General features: G+C 31.4%; 14 protein-coding genes. 2 read left to right on the plus strand and 12 right to left on the minus strand.

Features of this window, described 5'->3' with window-relative positions; genetic code table 11:
- Positions 1–194: 194 nt before the first annotated feature.
- Positions 195–2,285, plus strand: a complete 2,091-nt coding sequence (locus tag IW18_RS07325) for an LTA synthase family protein (RefSeq protein ID WP_041516948.1) — start codon at positions 195–197, stop codon at positions 2,283–2,285.
- A gap of 183 nt (positions 2,286–2,468) precedes the next feature.
- Here IW18_RS07325 and IW18_RS07330 read toward each other — a convergent pair whose 3' ends face one another.
- A complete protein-coding gene (locus tag IW18_RS07330) occupies positions 2,469–3,467 on the minus strand; it encodes a zinc dependent phospholipase C family protein (RefSeq protein WP_041516949.1) in 999 nt (332 codons plus the stop codon).
- A 174-nt stretch (positions 3,468–3,641) separates the two neighbouring features.
- On the opposite strand from IW18_RS07330, the gene IW18_RS07335 reads away from it, so the two are divergent.
- Entirely contained in the window at positions 3,642–4,595 is a 954-nt protein-coding gene (locus IW18_RS07335; protein WP_041516950.1) for a hypothetical protein, read from the plus strand.
- A 16-nt stretch (positions 4,596–4,611) separates the two neighbouring features.
- Here IW18_RS07335 and IW18_RS07340 read toward each other — a convergent pair whose 3' ends face one another.
- The 11 genes from IW18_RS07340 to IW18_RS07385 form a co-directional block, all read right to left on the minus strand.
- The gene (locus IW18_RS07340) at positions 4,612–5,577 is read right to left on the minus strand and encodes a YeiH family protein (protein WP_041516951.1); all 966 of its coding nucleotides are present in this window, start codon (positions 5,575–5,577) and stop codon (positions 4,612–4,614) included.
- A gap of 74 nt (positions 5,578–5,651) precedes the next feature.
- Positions 5,652–6,548 carry a LysR family transcriptional regulator gene (locus IW18_RS07345; protein ID WP_041517280.1) on the minus strand — a complete coding sequence of 299 codons (897 nt, stop codon included), beginning with the start codon at positions 6,546–6,548 and terminating at the stop codon, positions 5,652–5,654.
- A 438-nt stretch (positions 6,549–6,986) separates the two neighbouring features.
- Entirely contained in the window at positions 6,987–9,014 is a 2,028-nt protein-coding gene (locus IW18_RS07350) for a hypothetical protein (RefSeq protein ID WP_041516952.1), read from the minus strand.
- A 121-nt stretch (positions 9,015–9,135) separates the two neighbouring features.
- A complete protein-coding gene (gene fabG / locus IW18_RS07355) occupies positions 9,136–9,882 on the minus strand; it encodes a 3-oxoacyl-[acyl-carrier-protein] reductase (RefSeq protein ID WP_041516953.1) in 747 nt (248 codons plus the stop codon).
- A gap of 272 nt (positions 9,883–10,154) precedes the next feature.
- Positions 10,155–10,385: a hypothetical protein gene (locus tag IW18_RS07360; protein WP_041516954.1), complete on the minus strand. Its 231-nt coding sequence runs from the start codon at positions 10,383–10,385 to the stop codon at positions 10,155–10,157.
- Positions 10,386–10,569: 184 nt separating this feature from the next.
- On the minus strand, positions 10,570–10,839 hold the full coding sequence (locus IW18_RS23100; protein WP_123902606.1) for a hypothetical protein: 270 nt from the start codon (positions 10,837–10,839) through the stop codon (positions 10,570–10,572).
- Positions 10,840–10,863: 24 nt separating this feature from the next.
- The gene (locus tag IW18_RS07365; RefSeq protein WP_041516955.1) at positions 10,864–12,201 is read right to left on the minus strand and encodes a DUF4302 domain-containing protein; all 1,338 of its coding nucleotides are present in this window, start codon (positions 12,199–12,201) and stop codon (positions 10,864–10,866) included.
- A gap of 38 nt (positions 12,202–12,239) precedes the next feature.
- Positions 12,240–13,100: a zinc-binding metallopeptidase gene (locus IW18_RS07370; RefSeq protein WP_041516956.1), complete on the minus strand. Its 861-nt coding sequence runs from the start codon at positions 13,098–13,100 to the stop codon at positions 12,240–12,242.
- Between the two features lie 18 nt (positions 13,101–13,118).
- A complete protein-coding gene (locus IW18_RS07375; protein ID WP_052480112.1) occupies positions 13,119–14,597 on the minus strand; it encodes a RagB/SusD family nutrient uptake outer membrane protein in 1,479 nt (492 codons plus the stop codon).
- Positions 14,598–14,608: 11 nt separating this feature from the next.
- A complete protein-coding gene (locus IW18_RS07380; protein WP_041516958.1) occupies positions 14,609–18,316 on the minus strand; it encodes a SusC/RagA family TonB-linked outer membrane protein in 3,708 nt (1,235 codons plus the stop codon).
- Between the two features lie 311 nt (positions 18,317–18,627).
- Positions 18,628–19,743, minus strand: coding sequence for a FecR family protein (locus IW18_RS07385; RefSeq protein WP_041516959.1), 1,116 nt, complete (start codon positions 19,741–19,743; stop codon positions 18,628–18,630).
- Positions 19,744–19,804: the final 61 nt, after the last annotated feature.

Genomic DNA, 19,804 nt, shown 5'->3' on the forward strand with positions numbered 1-19,804 from the left:
TTAATTAATTTAGATTAAAATATGTTTTTGTCTTTTTCAAAGATAAAAAAATTGAAGTGAGAAATAGTTAAAACCTTCAGAATAACGCAGACAAAAACATCTTAAGCAAATATTAAGTTAATGTTAAGTAATACGCAAGTTTAACTCATCTAGAACTAATTTATAAGGATTATTTTTGCGTAAAAATACCACAAATGAATTTTTACAAGAAATTATCCCCATTTTACAATCTTGCTTTATTTTATTTTGCCGTAAGCTTTATATTACGAATTGTTTTATTCTTTCATCCCATTACGCAAAGTTCGTTTTCTTTTATAGAAAGTCTAAAAATCTTTAGTTTAGGACTTATTTCAGATTTTTTTGTTTTTGTAGTTGCGAGTGTTTTTCTATGGTTGTATTTAATTTTTATTTCTAATTCTAAGTACAACAAACCTTCTGGTTATATCATTCTTGGTGTTTTTTTAGCTTTGTTTATTTATGTGGCTTCAGGTAAAAGTATTGTTACTGAATATGGCGGGGCTTTACCAGAAATTGTTTTAATTTTTATTGGAATTAAAACGGCACTTTTTGCACTTTTACTTTTTCTGCCAAGATTAAGGGATAAAATTAGATTTTGGTTGTTTGCTTTTGTAATATTCTTGTACGTTTTATTAATTCTTCAAAACGGATTGAGTGAATATTTCTTTTGGAATGAGTTTGGGGTTAAATACAATTTTATCGCTGTAAATTATTTAATTTATACCAATGAGGTTATAGGTAACATTATGCAATCTTACCCTGTGATTCCTTTATTTTCCGGGTTATTTTTAATAACTGGAATTGTAACTTATTTCATCGTTAGACGATCTCGAAATTATATTGACAATATTCCATGTCTTGCCGAAAAAGTAAAAATTACGGTTGCCTATCTTTGTTTGTTTGCTATTTCTTTAATTGCAATTCCTACTTTGGCAAAAACAGAAAATTCTAAAAATGTTTTCGTTAATGAATTACAAGCAAATGGATTGTATAAGTTTTATCTAGCATTTCAGAATAATAAATTAGATTATTTTAAATTTTACAAGACGCTTCCAAACGAAGAAGCTTTTGCATTGCTAAAAAAACAATTGCCTAACATTTCCGGACTTAGTTCTAAACGAATTATCACAGCTGACTCTCTTGAAAATCACAAAAATGTGGTTTTAATTACTATAGAAAGTTATAGCGCTGAGTTTATGAAAATGTATGGAAACAATCAAAACATCACTCCTTTTCTTGATAGTTTGGCGCAGCAAAGTTTACAATTTACAAATTTATATGCGGCTGGAAACAGAACTGTTCGTGGACTTGAAGCTGTTACTTTATGTTTACCTCCAACCGCCGGTGAAAGTGTTGTAAAAAGAGAAGACAACAAAAATAAATTCTCTACTGGAGCTATTTTTAAACAAAAAGGCTACAATGTAAAATACATGTATGGTGGAGATGCATTTTTTGATAATATGCAGGATTTTTATTCTGGTAACGGATATCAAATTGTAGATAAATCTAGCTTTACTCCAGAAGAAATTACTTTTTCGAATGTTTGGGGAGTTTGTGATGAAGATATGTATAACAAGGCGATAAAAGTTATGAATAATGAAGCTAAAGAAAATAAACCGTTCTTTAATCATATTATGACGGTAAGTAATCATAGACCATTTACTTATCCAAACAATAAAATTGATATTCCCGGTGATATTAAATCTCGTGATGGCGGCGTAAAATATACTGATTATTCATTAAGAAAGTTTTTTGAAATGGCAAGTAAACAACCTTGGTTCAAAAATACAGTCTTTGTAATTGTTGCAGATCATTGTGCGTCGAGTGCAGGAAAAACTGAACTTCCGTTGGATAAATACAGAATTCCGGGATTTATATACACTCCTGGTGCTAAACCAGTAAGGTACAATAAGCTGATGTCGCAAATTGATATAATGCCAACACTTTTTGGATTATTGAACTTTAGTTATGAAAGTAAATTCTTTGGTCAGGATGTTTTAAAACCTGATTATAAACCAAGGGCTTTTATTGCTACTTATCAGGATTTAGGTTTAATAAAGGATAATGTTTTGACTATTTTATCTCCTAAACAAAAGGTAAAACAATTCGATTTACAAATTAATACAAAACCTGGAATCGCTCCTGAATATCAAATTGATTTCAACGAAATTCCTATGAAAACGGAAAGAACTGATTTGGTAAACGAAACGATTTCTTTTTATCAAACGGCTTCGGATATGTTGAAGGGAAAGAAATATCAGAAGTAGCATTAATTGAGAGATTACAAATTTGCTTTTATTTACGTCCCGAGGCTTCAGGATAGTGTGATTTCTCCTTTGAGTCAAAATGATAAGATGTAAATACATTAACATAAAGAGGCCTCAAAATCAATAGATTTTGAGGCCTCTTTATATACTTAAGATTGTAATCTGAAACTAAAAAACTTTTATTTAGTCGTTTTGATTTTTCATTCCGAATAAATTTCCACTTTGATACAATTTTAAATCGTCTTTTAGGGCTTGAAAGTTTCTTTGTGTAACTTCTGGTGAATCTAAATCGCTAAGATCTGGTTTTCCTGCGTTTACCCATGCAGTATACCAAAAACTTGCAGTTGCTGTAATCGCTTTTCTCATTTGACTTTCCACCATTCCATTTAAATCTTTATGCAATTTCTTAGCATATTCGTCAGAGAAAACAGGCGTGTTGTATTTACTTTTCAATACTTTTCCGTCTGTATCTAATTTAAAAACTTGATTTTCCGGTGTCGCAGTTCTTAGTTTTTTATCAATGTCTAACAATGGTTTAACCAAGCTATGTGTATCATTAATCATATCCCAAGTTGCTTTATGAACATCTTGATAGTACTGCGCTTGAGGCACGTTTAATTTGTAGTTTTTAGCAAACAATTCAGGAAGTCTGCTTTCCCAAAGAGAGTGAATTCCTTTTTGATCGCTCAATTGTCCGTCATGATTAGCAGAAGTATGCAATGGCATGTGTGCATCACCAATATAATGACCTAGATCTGCAGCAAGAAATAAAATTTCGGCTCTATTCTTATCTTTAAATGCTTTAGTCAATTTAACCATCATATCTTCGATATACCAAGGTAAAATTCCGTTATCATTCAAGAATTTAGCATTGTATTTTTTCTTAGCTTCTTCCATCGTTTGTGGAATGCTGTCGACAGAACCAAAATTCTCCATATCGAAATAATGTCTTGGATTCTCATCTTTATAATTCAAGGCATATTTACGAATATCCGGTACAGAAGCTTCTTGTGTAATAAAATCAATGTGATTGTAAAAGAAAATCTGAATAGGATGCGGCAAAGCCATAACTGCAGCTTTGTTAATACGCTCATGACCAACGATTCCCCAAGATAATGTCAAAAACCCAATTCCTAACACAAATAATGCAATTAGTTTTGGTTTCATTTTAAAGTTTTTCATTTATTTTTTTTGTTTGAACCTACAAATTTATTTTATTTATATATAATTTAAAAGGATAGCCGGTAATATTATCTTATTTTAATTTTTCGAATCTTTTTAGCCTTTTAATTATCATATATTCATCTGAATATTTAGTTGTAAGTTTGTATTATTTTTACCGTTAAAATCTAATTTATGCGCCTAGTTTACCTCATTATTCTTTCTCTTACATTTACTTCTATTTGTACTGCTCAAGAAGATATTACACTTAAAAATATTAGCGATACGATTCTAAATTCTAAAAGAACACTCGAAGTAACTCATCCTTTTGATGCTGTAAAAACAATGCAAAAGTTATTTCCCGGAAAATTATACAATCTTTCTGATCAAAATACTTTTTTGAGTTGGAAATGCAAAACTTGTAAACCTACTGCGTTTACTGATGTTAATGGTGTCGAAGGAGACCAATTGTTTCCTTATCAAGAAGGCGTTGCAACGAGGCTTCTAGATAATATTAATTATGTAGATTCTAAAGGAAACGAATTTAAACTATTATTTTTCAATCATTCTGTTTATGATGCCGATGGTTTACAGACGGGTAGATTTTCCGGCGGTCTTGTAGGCGTGGCAAAGTTTGCTAAAAATAATAATGTTTGGCAAATGAGATCTTTTCAACCAGCCATTGCTGCTTTTGGTGCTTTTTCTCGTGCGCCTTCTCCTAAATTGGTAGAAATTGGTGACGATCAATATGCTTTTACATTAGTACACTCTAACGGAGGTGGCGGAGCTCCATATTATGACTACTTGTATTTAATTGTAGGTTTTAATGGAAAATATCAACCTTTGATGGAAGTTGATAATTACAGGCTTTCAAATAATGGTGGCGGCACTAACTGGGCAAGTACTTATAAAGTTGTAAATGATAATTCTAAAAAATATTTTAGAGATTTTGTCATTATAACTAGTGGATCGTATCGCAAATCAAAAGGTGGCGATGACGAATATGAAATTGATATGCCAAAAGAAGTGAGTGAAATGGCCAAAACCAAAAAACAGTTTGATTTTGTAATTGAAAGACATTATAGTTTTAAAGGTAAATGGTACAATATTGTTGGGCAACCTACTGTGAAGTTTTCTAACATCAAATAATCTATAAGAATTACTTTTAAGCGAGGTATAATATTGAAGCCAGTCCTAAACCTGCAATAAATATCCAAAGCAAAACTCCTTGCAACAAAGGCTTCACTCCTACTGATTTTAAGGTATTAATATTCAAAGTTGCTCCAATTAAAAACAAAGTTATTGTTAGTCCAATTTTAGCAATATTAACAATATGTGGCGCTACAATTGCGGTTGCAGGAACATAAGTATTTAAAAGCATTGCCAAAATAAATAAACCTATGAAGTAAGGAATCTTGATTTTCGAGTTCTTATTCTTGAAAATTGCTGCTGTTAAAAGCGAAATTGGAATTATCCATAAGGCTCTGGCTAATTTTACGGTTGTGGCAATTTGCAAAGCTTCTGCTCCGTATTTATTGGCTGCGCCAACAACAGAACTCGTATCATGAATGGCAATGGCACACCATAAGCCAAAATCTTTTTGAGATAAATCTAATTGATGCCCGATAAATGGAAAAACAAACAATGCGATTGAGTTTAGTATAAAAATAACACCCAACGCAATTGAGGTTTGATTTTCGTTTGATTTTATAACTGGCGAAATGGCTGCAATGGCACTTCCGCCACAAATTGCAGTTCCGCAAGAAATTAAATGTGAGGTTTTTTTATCCGTTTTTAACCATTTCCCTAAAAATGTCCCCAGAATTAATGTGCTGAAAATAGAGAATATTGTGAGTAAAAAACCTTCTTTTCCTGCCGAAAGCGCATCTGTAGCATTCATTCCGAAACCTAAGCCTATTACAGAAAATTGAAGCAAAAATGTTACAGCAATATGATTGTACTCTGCAAAAGGATTTCCAAAAACATTCACCATAATAACACCCAATAAAAGCGCAATTGGTGGAGAAATAAGAGCACTAAAACACAATACAATTATTAGTATAAAAATCGCTTGTTGTATATAAAGGTTAACTCCTAATAGATGCGATGCGGTATGTTGTCTTGTTTTCAAAATAATCGTTTTAATATTTCTTCTACAAAGGTCTGTTGTTTATACGGTAAACGCCAATTGTAAATTACAATCAACTATAACTCTAAGTTATAGTAAGAGGAAATATTCTGAATAAATAACTCGGATAAAGAATCTGACTTACCTAATAAAGTAATGATGTAAAAATATCTTTCGATTGATAATTTCTCTACATCCAGAACTATAAGCTCGTTGTTTTTAAGTTCTTTATCTACTGCATGTATTGACATAAAAGCAAAACAATCTGAATTTAATAAATATGATTTTATGCTTTCTGTACTTCCCAATTGCATTTCGATTTGCAAATCTGTGATTTTAAAATCGACTTGTTTGAGAGCATATTCTATAACTTCAAGTGTTCCTGATCCACGTTCTCGAGTTATGAATTTCATTGTTTTTAAATCGTCAAGCGAAATTTCATTTTGTTTTACAAAAGGATTTTTGGTGTTACAAACCAAAACCAATTCGTCTTTTAAAAACGGTATATATTTAATGGACTGATTTTTAGATTGTCCTTCAACAATTCCAATTTCGATTTCTTTATTAATTAGTGCGTTTTCAATTTGTTCTGTATTTCCATTCAGTAAATTGACTTTTATGTCTTTTTGCTTTTGATGAAAACGAGCCAAAACTGGCGAGATAATATATTGCGAAATGGTTGTGCTTGCCCCAAGTCTTAATAATCCTTGGCGTTCTTTACTAAAAGAACTCATATCAAAGTCGATTTCACGATAGATTTCGAATATATTTTTGGTGTGCTTTAATAAAATTTCGCCTGCGGGAGTTAAAGCGATTTTAGAACCATTTCGCTCAAAAAGCTTTGTTTTATAGGTTTCTTCAAGTTCTTGGATATGCTTAGAAACGGCTGGCTGCGAGATATAAAGTTCCGTTGCCGCTTTAGTAAAATTAAGGCGGAGCGCGACGGTGTAAAATACTTTTAGCCTGAAATCCATTGTATTAGTTTTTTTTATTTCATGTTTCAAGTTACAAGTTAAGCAAAACTTTGTATTATAATTGTATCGCAAAGATTCACGAAGAATTCACAAAGTTACACTAAGAATACTTTTATAAATTATAAACATAATAGTAGAATTAGTTTTCAATATTTATCTAAAACTGAAAGCTATTCAACAAATCACATGAATTCTATTCAGTAAAAAATTCGCGTTTATTCGTTAATTTCTATCTAACACTTTGCTAAAAGAACGCGGATTATGCGGATTCGCTAAAGCGAAAACACGGATTAAACGGATTTTATTTTTGATTATTTTTAAATCAGTTTTTAATCCGCGGCTTTACTTTTGTAAATCTGTATCATCCGCGTCTATTTATAGATAATTCAAGTTAAGCAAAAACTTTGAACCTTTGTTACTCTAAACCTTTGTTACTATTTAGAGTAACCCATTATACTTTCTAATAAACCACTCTGTAGTTAATAAAATAGCTATTAAGACCAATAACCAAACCCAGTCAATTAAAGGTGTTTTGGTCGAAACATTTTTCTCAATAGATTTGTATTCTTTGTTTTCTAGTAGTTGCTGAATCAAATCATCGGCTTGATTCTCAAAGAACGCTTTTCCGTTAGTTTGCAAAGCCAATTGTTTCAATTTTACAACGTCAGGATTTACAAACTGTTTTTCGATATCAAAATCTAATATCTCAAAATGACTTGAATATGATGTATTTGTATTTAGTTCTTTTACAATAAAATTATATTTCCCTGTAGATAATCCATCTAGATTTACAGAGAAAGAATTATTACCTTTTAGTAAATCGTAGTTTTTGGTTTGTTTGGTTTCTGCGTTTATAACTGTAATTGTTAGTCTTGCTTTTTCTTCAAACTCGTAATTTTTGTTGAAGTATTGTGCATTAATTTCGATTGCTTCGCCCGAATTATAAAAACTTTCGTGTGTTACAACTAAAGATTTTCGAGATGTTGTCGATGCCAAATACTGAATGATTTTATCTATAAAAACATCGTATTTCTCGAAGGATTGATTATCGATATGACTTTGCAAACGCCATTTCCAACTGTTTTCTCCTAAAAGAAAAGCGGTACGTTTTCCTTGATTTTCGGCGAAAGCCAATAATGGAGCATTTGTAGCAACGTTTCTAATTTTTGACGAAAGCAAAACGGATACGTTTCCGTTTGTTGTTATTGTTCCGAATAAATTTTGAAGTGGCGGAAAATTCTCAAAACCTATATTATCTATCGCAAACAAATTAAACTGTGATTGAAATTCAGATAAATAATCTTCTTTTTGACTACTCATTTTGAAGACTAAATTGTTTTGCTGTTGGTTCAGTAAATTAAAATCAGTATTTGTTCCGGTAATTATAAATGTATTAGTTCCTGCTAATTTATTATTATCGAAAATTGCTTTGAATGCAGTTGTTGGCTGATATAAAACCAATACTGACACATCTTGTAATTGACTAATTTCATTTGGTTCAACCAAAATCACTTTACGTTGTGCATTAACTTCAATAGAACGTTTTAATGCGGCAATATCCGGATGATTTATTGATGAAACGATAGCAATCGTAGACTTTTGATCAATGATTTCGACAGCAAAATTCTTGATATTGTTGTAGCTGTTTTTTTCTTTTGAATTGGATGAAATACTGGCTTTAAAAATTTGCAAACCAACTTTATCAGCCGGCAAAAGTAAATTTAGTGTTGCTATTTTTTTTGATGGTGAAAAAGAAACTTTTTCTTTGGCAATAATTGAGTTTCCTTGCGCAATTGTAAAATCGGCATTTACAGTTTTATCACCTGCATATTGCAGAAAAACTTCAACAGGGAATTTATTTTTATGAAATGCGTATTTGTTTACGTTTAACTGATTTATTTTTAAATCTAAAAAAGTGGTTGTATCTCCCACAACCAAAGGATAAACTTTATTAGCAGGATCAAAACGATATACATAATCATTTCCTGTAGTTTGATTTCCGTCTGTTATTATAACGGTTGGGAAAATCAGATTTTTGTTGATGCTTTTTAAATTCTTGGCAACTTCGTCAAGATTGGTTTGCTTTCCTTTAAAATCAAATTTGTCTAAAGGTTTAAAATCGGCATCAAATTGATAGGATTGAATTTCAAATTTTTCTTTTAATGCAGGATTTGAAATTAGTTTGTTGTACAATTCCTCTGCTTTTTTATCAGATTTTAAAGCTGTAATTGAACTTGAATTGTCTACTGCAATTGCTAAAGGTGTTTTGGTTATTTCTAATGATTTTTTGGTCATTATTGGGTTTATCAACAAAACCAATAGTCCAAAAATGGCCAGAAAACGTAAAAAAGCCAAAAACAAAATCACTTTGGATTTATTTTTGGCTTTAAAAAAATATTGAAAATACGATAACCCACCCGCTATTACTAAAGAAAGTAATAATAATAGAATCGTGTTTGTAGTCATATTTTATAGTTTTCAGTGGCAGTTTTCAGTAATCAGAAATAACTGAAAACCGTAAACTGAAATTTTTAGATCGTTTTAGTTATCAGTGCAAACTGAAAACCGTAAACTGAGACTTTATTTTTTAGGTAAGCATTCCTCCGCAAACATTAAGTACTTGTCCTGTAACGTAAGCACTCATATCTGAAGCTAAGAAAAGACAAGCATTTGCAACATCTTCTGCTGTTCCTCCTCTTTTTAACGGAATTCCTTCTCTCCAACCTTTTACTACATCTTCGTTTAATTTTGCTGTCATTTCAGTTTCGATAAAACCTGGAGCGATTGCATTGCAACGAATATTACGAGAACCTAACTCTAATGCTACTGATTTTGTAAAACCAATTGCACCTGCTTTTGAAGCAGCATAGTTAGTTTGTCCCGCGTTTCCAGAAACTCCTACTACTGAACTAATATTAATTATTGAACCAGCGCGTTGTTTCAAGAAAGTTTTTTGAATTGCTTTAGTCATATTGAATACTGACTTTAAGTTTACATCAATAACTTGATCAAAATCAGCTTCTGACATACGCATCAATAAATTATCTTTTGTAATTCCGGCGTTGTTAATTAAAATATCAACTGTTCCAAAATCTGCTAAAACAGCTTCAACAAAAGTTTGCGCTTCATTAAAATCTGCCGCATTTGATTGGTATCCTTTTGCTTTAATTCCTAAAGCGTTCAATTCAGCCTCAAGTGCTTCTGCAGATGCTACAGATGAACTGTATGTAAAAGCAACGTTTGCTCCGTTTTTAGCAAAAACTTCTGCAATTCCTCTTCCAATTCCACGACTAGCTCCTGTAATAATGGCAACTTTTCCTTCTAGTAATTTCATATTCAAAATTAATTTTAATAATTATTTATAGCGACCTGTATCTCATATTCAATCTTTTATAAATAGTAAAGATAAAAACAAAAGAATTTTCATTTCTACTGATTACGATCTAGCAGGGCTAAGAATGACTTGTCAAATATATGATAATTCCCTTTTTAAAAAAATAACAATAGTATAAAATATAAGAACTTCGATACTTTTAAAAGTACTCGCAAAAAAAGAAACCGTTTCGAAAATAACGAAACGGTCTTTTATCTTTCATTTTTAATAAACTAAAAATCAAATGATGGTGCCTCAATTGGATCTGGCATTGGCTCATCTAACTCTGCACATGGATAATTAGGATAATTTACTGCACTTGCACCTATAGGAGCCCAATTTTTACAAAGAGCCACAATCTGTTTTCCAACAATATTTAATTGTTGATTTCTGCTTAAAACCTCTACATCTTTAAAATTTAAAATTGTTTTTAACATAATAATTAGGTTGTTTGATGTTTGCATCCTCAATCGTTTTGAGTCTGTTGAGTTTCAGACTAAAAAAAGACATACTCATCTCATTATCAGCAATAAATATAAGAATATTTTTCTTTTAAATTTAAAAAATATAATCTTATTCTTAAATAAAAAAAAGGCAGTTCAAAAAATGAACTGCCTTTTATCCAAAATATAAAAAAAACTAAAATGATTACATGTGATTTTGCTCTGCTAAAAAGAACAAAATTCCTATTACAACAGCCATAAATAACATTCTTAAAATTGAATTTTTAAAAACATTTGTATCATTACGTTGATCTTCTTTTCTCTGTTTTTTAAGATTAATAATCATTATTGGAACGATTACTATAATTGACAAGTATAAAAAATATCTTGTGTAGTCATAATACCATTCAGAAATAGTTAAAAGTATTAATCCCCATAAAAAGATAATGCTTGTTGGTGTAATATATTTCTTCACTAGATTCACTTTTTTTAACTAAACTTACAATTGATAAGCTGTTATTCTAAACCCATTATTTGATGCATTTGCAAGTGTATATATTTTATTAGAAGCCACAATTGTGAAAGCTTCTTTTTTGATATACAGTCCATCAGGATTTGTAAGTTGTGCATCAATATCCTTTAAGATCGCTATTGTAGCAGCATTGTGCGTCCATCCAGCATCTGTTAAAACGATAGTCTTATTGGTATCGTTTACTTTTGTAGTTACAAAGTGCGTTATCGTCGCTTTTCCTCCATTAAATAGGTATTGAATATAAGTACCATTAACTGCATTGTTAAATATAACTTGAACTCTAGCTATTGACTGAGTAGCTGGTAATCCCGCGTTTATTTTATCTAATAAAGTTCTACACAATACTGAATTACTTTGTGCAGCAGTTAAATTTGGAGCAATATATCCTACTACTTTTTGCGGCTGACCTGGCGCGAAATTTTTATAATCATCTGAAATTACGAATGGAGTATCAGAATACTTAATTGATGCGCTTACTCCGTTAGTTCCTGTGGCAGTAAAACTTCCATTGGTACTATTATAAACGAAATTACTTAATTTTTGCTCTCCAACTGTGATAGCTGGACTAACCACAATACCAGTTGGCGAATATCCAATACCAAGTCCATTAACTTCAGTCGCATTAGTATAATTTGTAAATCGTGTTATTGTAGTAAATGGATTAAAATCATACGTTTTCTTGGTTGTACCATCGATAATTTCTAAACCTCTATTTGCTCCATAAACATTTCTTCCAATTACATTAGGAATCATTAAAAAGTTTTTAGGTAAATCAGTCCAATCCTGAGCTGTTGCTTTTGCAAAACGCACTTCTTGACCGTTTCTATTTGTTTTAAAGATAAGCTCACCATTTTCTTGTCCGTAGTACAGAAATTGAAAGTCTCCTAAATATCCTTTTCCAACTAGCGCAGCGGTTGGAGCTGCTGCAGGATTAGAGTCAGACAATAAGTGTATTCTATTTTTTGTAGTAAACACCAAACTTACTGTGCTTCCTAACTGAATACCATAGTCACTTGTATAGATTTTCGTATCTGTATTAAAATCAGAAGCCATATCTACTTTTCCATCAGGAGTAAACTTGAATAAATGTGTAAATCCTCCCAATTGTTTATTATCTGTAAAATAAACCGCTTTCCATCCAAACTCTGAGGTTGGTAAAACCTGTTGCAATTCAGTTTTTCTCGCATTTAGTCGCTCTGTGGGTGTTGCATCAAACTTTTGCTCAACCTCTGTTTCTGTACAAGCCGTTAGTTGAATTGCAAGTGATGCAACCACTAAATACTTGAGTATATTTTTTATTTTCATAACACTTCTTTTAAAATTTTACAATTGTTGAATAATTATTAATTATTTATAACATAAGTGGTATTTTTTTCAGCTTCGTCTCTCAAAGCATAAAAGTCCATATTAAAAGCATCTTTAAAATACTGAACTACTATTGCTTCTTTTCTCTGGATATCTGCTCTTCCTTTTGCACTTGTTATACTTGCCAATATTGCAGCATATTCAGCTTTTGTACTAATTAAAATGATTGAAGCCGTTTCTGCAAAATCTTCGACGGCGTTTGCTCTCGCATAATTAGTAATAAAACCTAACTCTCTAGACGCAGCTGTTGTTTCTAAATGCCATGTAGCTGTATATCCCGAAGGTGTTATTTTTCCCCAAGCTTGTTCATCAAAAGGCTTATTTTGATTTAAAATATGAACATACTCATGTTGAATGGTATGAATAAACTCTGCAACTATAGCACGGTTTTTCTTGTTGATGTTATCTACTTCAAAAAGTGTTATCCTTTGTCCTCCTTCGGCAATCCCCAAAGTTCTGGTACCGTTTGAGTTTGAATTAACTCCTCCTACTAATACAATTTCTCTTGGAGCAATTTTTTTAACAAAGTCAGCTCCTCCAACCGTTGCGTAACTTGCTAGCCAAATTTGCTTAACAATTTCTAATGCCGGTTGTACTTTATCAAGGGTTGGAGGGAATAAAAACCTCGTATTATCTACTGTATTTTGATTCCATTTGTACTGTGCGTTTATATTGTAAGGAACAAGATAATTGGTGTCAATCCACTTATCTAATTCTGTTCTAAGAGGTTGATTAAAATCTAATTGACTTTCTGTTGGTTGATCCTCATGTGCGCAAGATGCCAAGGTTAAAACCCCAACAAATACTGCTATCTTTTTATATGTATTTACTATTTTCATAATACTTTAAGTTTAGTTTTATCTAGGATTTTTCTCTACTCCGTTACTTGATGCACTTAGAGGAATTTGCAATGCTCTTCGTTTATCATCTTTAATCAAAGTGTTTGCTGGTTTACCAAATGTTTCATGAATTACTTCAATATTAAAACGTTTCATGTCAAAATATCTAATTCCTTCATGAATAAAATCTCTTCTTCTAGTCTCGGCAATTGCTTTAACATAAGATGTTTGTACTGGAGTCATTGCATAATAAGGAGTATACTCATTATCAATAACTGGGTATTTATCAACAACTTTTGCCTCAGTAAGCTTATCTGTTGCAGCATTGTATCCAGTAGTTCTAGTGCCAAAGAAATATTCTAATTCAGTATTTGCTTCTGCAATTCTATTTTTCATGACAAGTGCTTCTATTCTATTTAAATAGAATTCATCATTAGATAATAATACTGTTCCTAAATAAGGCTGTCCAATATTTGCAGTTAAATTTGTGTATTTGAAGTATTCTTTGAATTTTGGTGAGAAAACTGTCATACTACTATTATAAGAATAAGTTTTGTATAACCATGTTTTTCCAAAAATGTTAGTTGAACTTCCTAAAATATTTGCACTTCTGTCTCCAGCTAAATAAAATCTGTTACGACTACTTGCTCTAGCATAAATTGAATATGCAGATACTATTAATAAATTCGCAGGCTCTGTTGCTTTTGCATACTCTATAAACTGCACATTTGGATCTAAATTTGTAAAAGCTAAATAATTTCTCAATTTTCCAACTGGTTTTGATCCCAATCCAGCTGAAACTTCAAGAACTTTATCCCAATCTCCCTTTACTAAATAAAAACGACTAGCAAATGCGTTAGCAGCTTCTTTTGTAAAATGAAATTTAGGCTCAGTATAATCATTACCAACTAGTTTTAATCCTTCTTCGATATCTTTTTGTAGAAAATCAAAAACTTCTTTAACTGTATTTCTTGTATACTTTTTAATTAAAACTTCTTCTGGTTCAGTCACGTATGGAATCCCTAAATCTTTATCAGCTGTAGCAGGATTATATCTTTGAGACCAAAATGAAACTAGCATAAAATGTGAGTAAGCTCTGGCTAATAATGCTTCTCCTTTTTGAGGATTTAAACTTGATGGATTTCCTAGTTCGTTAATAGCTTGCAAGGCTTTATTTGCATGTGCAATTGCTCTATAACAAGCATCCCAATAATTGGTTTGTGTATCAACATTAGTTTCATCCTGCATTTCCCAATTATAGTTTTGCGTATTTTTTGGCAAAGATTCCGATAATTGTCCATCAGCAACATTGTCAGTCATTGTTTCTGCAAAATCCATGTAAGTCCCTCCATTTGGATAGGCATTAACCAATAGTTCAGATATTTTATCTGCCGTATTAATTTCGGTTCTATTATCAGGAGTTTCTGAAAGAAATTCATCACAGCTGCTAAGACTAATCATCAATAATAATGAAAGTGTTATTTTTATATTTTTCATAATTAATTATATTATAATGAAATATTTAAAGTAAAAGTATACTGAGAAGTGATTGGGAAAGCAACTCCTCCTGTATTTCGGAATTCAGGATCTTGACCATTTAATCTTTTATCAGAATAAATTAACCAAGGATTAACTGCTGATCCTTTTAGTGTAAAAGTGCTTAATCCTAACTTTCTCTTGAAATCTTTAGGGAATTCCCAGCTTAAAGAGATGTTTTTCAATCTAACAAAATCACCATCAGCAATTCTTACATCAGAATAATTATATGTATTATAGGCTCTTTGTAAGAAACTAGATCCTCCATAATTTTCAATTAGTCTTTTATCTGCGATAACTGGAACATTAGTAATATTTTCGTCACCTGGATTTATCCAACGATTAGTATACTCTTTGGTAAATACTGTTAAATCGTCGTATCTGCTATCATAAACTGGATTCAAACGAACTTTGTTACCTCCTGATCCTACGAAGAAAACATATAATGACCAATTTTTATAAGTGAATGTATTTGCTAAACCAATTGATTTATTTGGCTCGATAGAACCTTCATATTTCAAGTAATTTGTAACATTATCATTGTCTTGAAAATTAGCACCTGTAATTTTGTTATCTTGACCTGGAGCCATAACAAAACTAGGAAGACCTTGATTATTCAATCCTGTAAATTGATAAGAAAAAATGGAATTTCTAGGATGTCCTATTGCATTCCCGCCATTTCCATCAACTAAATCAAAAGCTGTTGGTTTATTCTCCAATTTTGTAATCTCTTGTTTGAAAACTGAGAAGTTAAGAGTTGTAGACCATTTGAAATCACGACTAACAATGTTTTGTGTTGTAAAACCAACTTCAAGACCTTTAGTCTCCATATTAGCATTGTTTCCTTGCTTAATTCTTTGACCTCCAATACCTGATGTAATTACATAATCAACTAAATCAAATGCCTTACGACGATAAACATCAGTAACAAATTGTACTCTGTTGTTAAACATTCCTAAATCTAATCCAATGTTTGTCTCAAACTGTTTTTCCCAAGTTAAATCACCATTTTGTAATTGATCTATTTCGATTCCAGTTTCTCTATCATCTAAATTTAAACGATTTGATATAAAGCTTTTATAAATAGCTAAAGAGTTTGTTGCAGGTCCAGCTGTAGCAGTTAAACCATAAGATCCTCTTAAAGCTAAATTGTTAATTGCTTTTACATTTTTCATAAATTTTTCTTCAGTAACATTCCATTTTCCACTAAATGTGTAAGTAGGCAACCAACGAGAAGAATTGCTATTTCCTTGTCTGTTTGATCCGTCATAACGTCCAGTAACAGAAGCTGTATAACGACGATCAAAAGTATATCCTACTTTTCCGAAGAAACCTACAGTACGCTCTCTTTCCTCATTAAATGCATAATAAGAATTTCCTTCATTGATAATTTTTTCAATAAGTCTAGGATCTGTAAAAGATGTAAGTCCTCTATCATATTGAAGTCCAGCTGCCGTAAAATTATCACTACTTCTATCTACAGATCTTAATTCAGTACCAAAAAAGCCTTCAAGTTCATGCTTCTCGCTAAATATATTTCTATAAGTAACACTATTTCTTATGTTATAAGAAGTCATATCATTTGTATATTTTCTTAAGAAACCACCATTTGGTAAAACTGAAACTGCTGGAGCAGTTAAGTCATTTGGATCTTTGTATAAAAAGATATTTTGATCTCTTACAATAGTAGTTTCCATTGCATTATAAGCACCTACAACATTAGAACTTTCTAACATTTTATGTTCTCTACTAGTATTTGCATAACGAGCAGATCCTGTCAAATTATAAGTAAGATGTGGTGTAATTTTGTAATCTAAGTCTAACTGAAAACGAATATCTTTTACTTTAATTTCTAAAAAGTTAGATTTTAACTCATTTATAATATTCATTGGTGCCCAGTTATTACGATAATATTCAAGATTCCCTTTTTCATCGTAAGGTCTTAGCGTTCTACTTGTATTTAAAACATAACTAAAAGGGTTGATATCAAATTCTCTAGTTACTTTTCCAAATACTTCATCTTTTTGGCTTTCATACGTTCCTGGAGCACCTTGATCTCTAATAGAAGCCAACGTAGATAATGTAATGTTCAATTTGTCATTAACATAAAAAGTACCTTTTAAGTTTGATGATAATTGTTTCACATTATCAGCAATAGTCCATCCTGGATCTGTATAATAACCTAATGATGCGTAGAATGTATTATTTTTACCACCTCCTGAAAAACTTAAAGAGTGATTTTGTGTAATAGATGGTCTAAATAAAACACTAAACCAATCTGTATTAGCTAACTCATATTTTTTTAGGAAATTATTACGGCTCACAGGATCATTATTTACTAAATACCCACCAGTTTCCGGTACATATGTGTTAATTGCTTTTCCTAATATATTGTAAATACCACCGTATCTTCCTTGTACTGTACTTGGTAAATCTAAAAATCCTTTAGATTCCATTTCTTTAAAAATACTCATTGACTCTTGAGAATTCAAAATATCGTATTGAGTATAACTTGGTACATTTCTAACTGTTTGTTCTAAATTATAAGTAACTTTTAATGGCGAATCTCTACGTCCTTGTTTAGTAGTAACAACTACAACTCCGTTTAACGATCTAGAACCGTAGATTGATGTTGCAGAAGCATCTTTTAGAATCTCAACACTTTGAATATCGTTTGCATTAAGTCCTGCAACAGATGAACTTAATAAAGTATCTGAATTTCCAGAAGCCAAATCAGCAAATGAAATATTGATAATATCTTCCTGAACAACACCATCAATTACCCATAATGGTTTTGTATCTCCAAAAATTGAAGACGATCCACGCACTGTAATTTTAGGAGCTGTACCAAATGTTCCTGTTACGTTTTGTACAGTTACCCCTGCCGCTTTACCTTCAATCATTCTACTTACATCAACTACTCCATCAACTTTTAATTCAGTTCCTGAAATCTTACTAATAGCTCCTGTAAAAGTTCTTTTAGAGGTTTTTTCGTATCCTGTAGTTACAACAACTTCTTTTAAATTTTGTCCTTCTTCACTCAAAACAATAGTTGGGTTAACGTTTCCTGTGCCAATTTCTTTGGACTCCATTCCAACATAAGAAATCACAAGTCTGTCACTATTTGTAGGCATTTCAATTGAAAATCTACCGTCAAAATCAGTAAGGACAGCGATTTTTGTTCCTTTTACTAATACAGTTGCGCCTGGTAGCGGGCTACCTGTAGCATCTGTAACTACACCTTTAATAACAGGTCCTGCAGTTAATATTTCGAATAACGAATTATTAGCTTCAGTATTTGCAAAAGGAGCTGCAGCAGCATTTTTTTGCAACACAATCTGATTGCTTACTTCTGTATAAGTAATATTAAATGGTATTAAAATTCGATTTAAAATACTTGATAAAATTTCCTGGTCTGCATCTATGCTAACTTTTTGATTAAGTTGAGGCAATCTTGAATTGTACGAAAATTTTACATGTGCAGATTTCTCTAATTTAGACAACGCATTGTCTAAAGTTAGATTCGCAACATTGATAGTAACTTTTGTATCTAACTTTTTTTGCCCATTTACATCATTTGCCATGGCCACGCTTGAAAATACAAGTGCCAATACAAACTGAAATAGTGTTATTTTCATGATTCGATGGAGTAATCGTTGTTTAACAACTGGTTTTTTCATAATTTTGGTTTGTTTTGATTAATACTGATTCGAGTGTATTTTAAGAAACATTAATGAATTACTCTTTACAGAGAGCAATTCAATAAATTTAAGTGTCGAAAATGTTACAGCATTTCGGCACTTTTTTTTACTGCATTATCTTTTACATAGGCATTTTTATTAGTTTTATTTGGTTTTGGTTAATTTTCTATTCTCTTATTATTTTAAAAATTAAAAAAATAAGCTCTGTCCTATTCTTAAAAAGAATAGAATTCATTTCAAACTTCAAATCAAATATCATATATACAATTACAGTTGTATATTATCTTAGATTAATTACAACCTTCAGATGTTATGATGATTTGATTTCCGTTCATTTCAAAACTGGTGTTATTGCCAATACTATTACAAACAATTTTAAGCTTTTCCGTTAAGGGCTGGTCACTAAGCGACGTAGTAAGATGACAATCTTTAAGTTTGTTTTTAGGATAATCGATATCCACCAAGTAAGCCTGCTCAATTGTCTCGAAAATTTGTGATACAGGAATATCCGTAAACTCAAAACTTAATTGTTCAATATTTCCAACATTACGAGTCAATGCCTGATCTTGGGTAATGTTTGTAATTTTATTAAAACTCAATTCACTACGCACAAAACGTAATGCTTGATTAGGAAGTAAAACAACTTCTTCTTGATCTGACTTTGCAACTAAATCATTAGATCTTACCTTAACTTTACCGGTGCGAACAAGAACTTCGACATCAGGCTGATCAGAATAAGCTTTAACTCTAAAACTAGTTCCAACCACCTTCGTAACGATTTCGTTTGCATAAACAAAAAAAGGCTTTTTAGGATTTTTACTAATTTCAAAGAAACCTTCGCCGGATAAATACACCTTTCTTTCGTTTCCGGTAAAGATTTTAGGATAACTTAATTTGCTATTGGGTTGTAGTAAAACCGAACTACCATCAGATAACGTGATGATTTGCGGTTTGTCCGAATTATTAGTTTGCTCAACTAATCCTTCGCTATTTTCATCTATAAGTTCTTTATAAGTAACTACTTTACTTTCTGGTCCGAAATGATTTTCATAAAACCAAACTGACGCTAAGCCGAAAACTAAAGCTGCAGCAACTCCTCTGATGAAATATTTTTTGAAAAATTTTACTTTTGAATCTTCAACTGAATCATTTAGATTTTCTTTCTCTTCAATTTTGATCCAAGTATTTTGTAAAGCGCTGTGAATATCTGATGCAGACAAAGTCGAATCTGGAACTTTCATTGCCAATAATAATAGTCTGGCATCCTCTACCAACTTAGCACGTTGGCGATTCTCTAAAGTCCATTCTTCCCAACCATCTTCATCAATCTTAAATAAAATCCATGATTGAAATGATTCATCAGATAAAAAATCTTCTATTTCGGTATATTTATTACGTTTTTGCATCTAAAAAATGAGGTTACAAAAACATAGAGGACAGCTTTCTTATTATATACTCACCAAATTG

It is taken from the genome of Flavobacterium hibernum, assembly GCF_000832125.1.
In the GTDB taxonomy this organism is placed as follows: Bacteria; Bacteroidota; Bacteroidia; order Flavobacteriales; family Flavobacteriaceae; genus Flavobacterium; species Flavobacterium hibernum.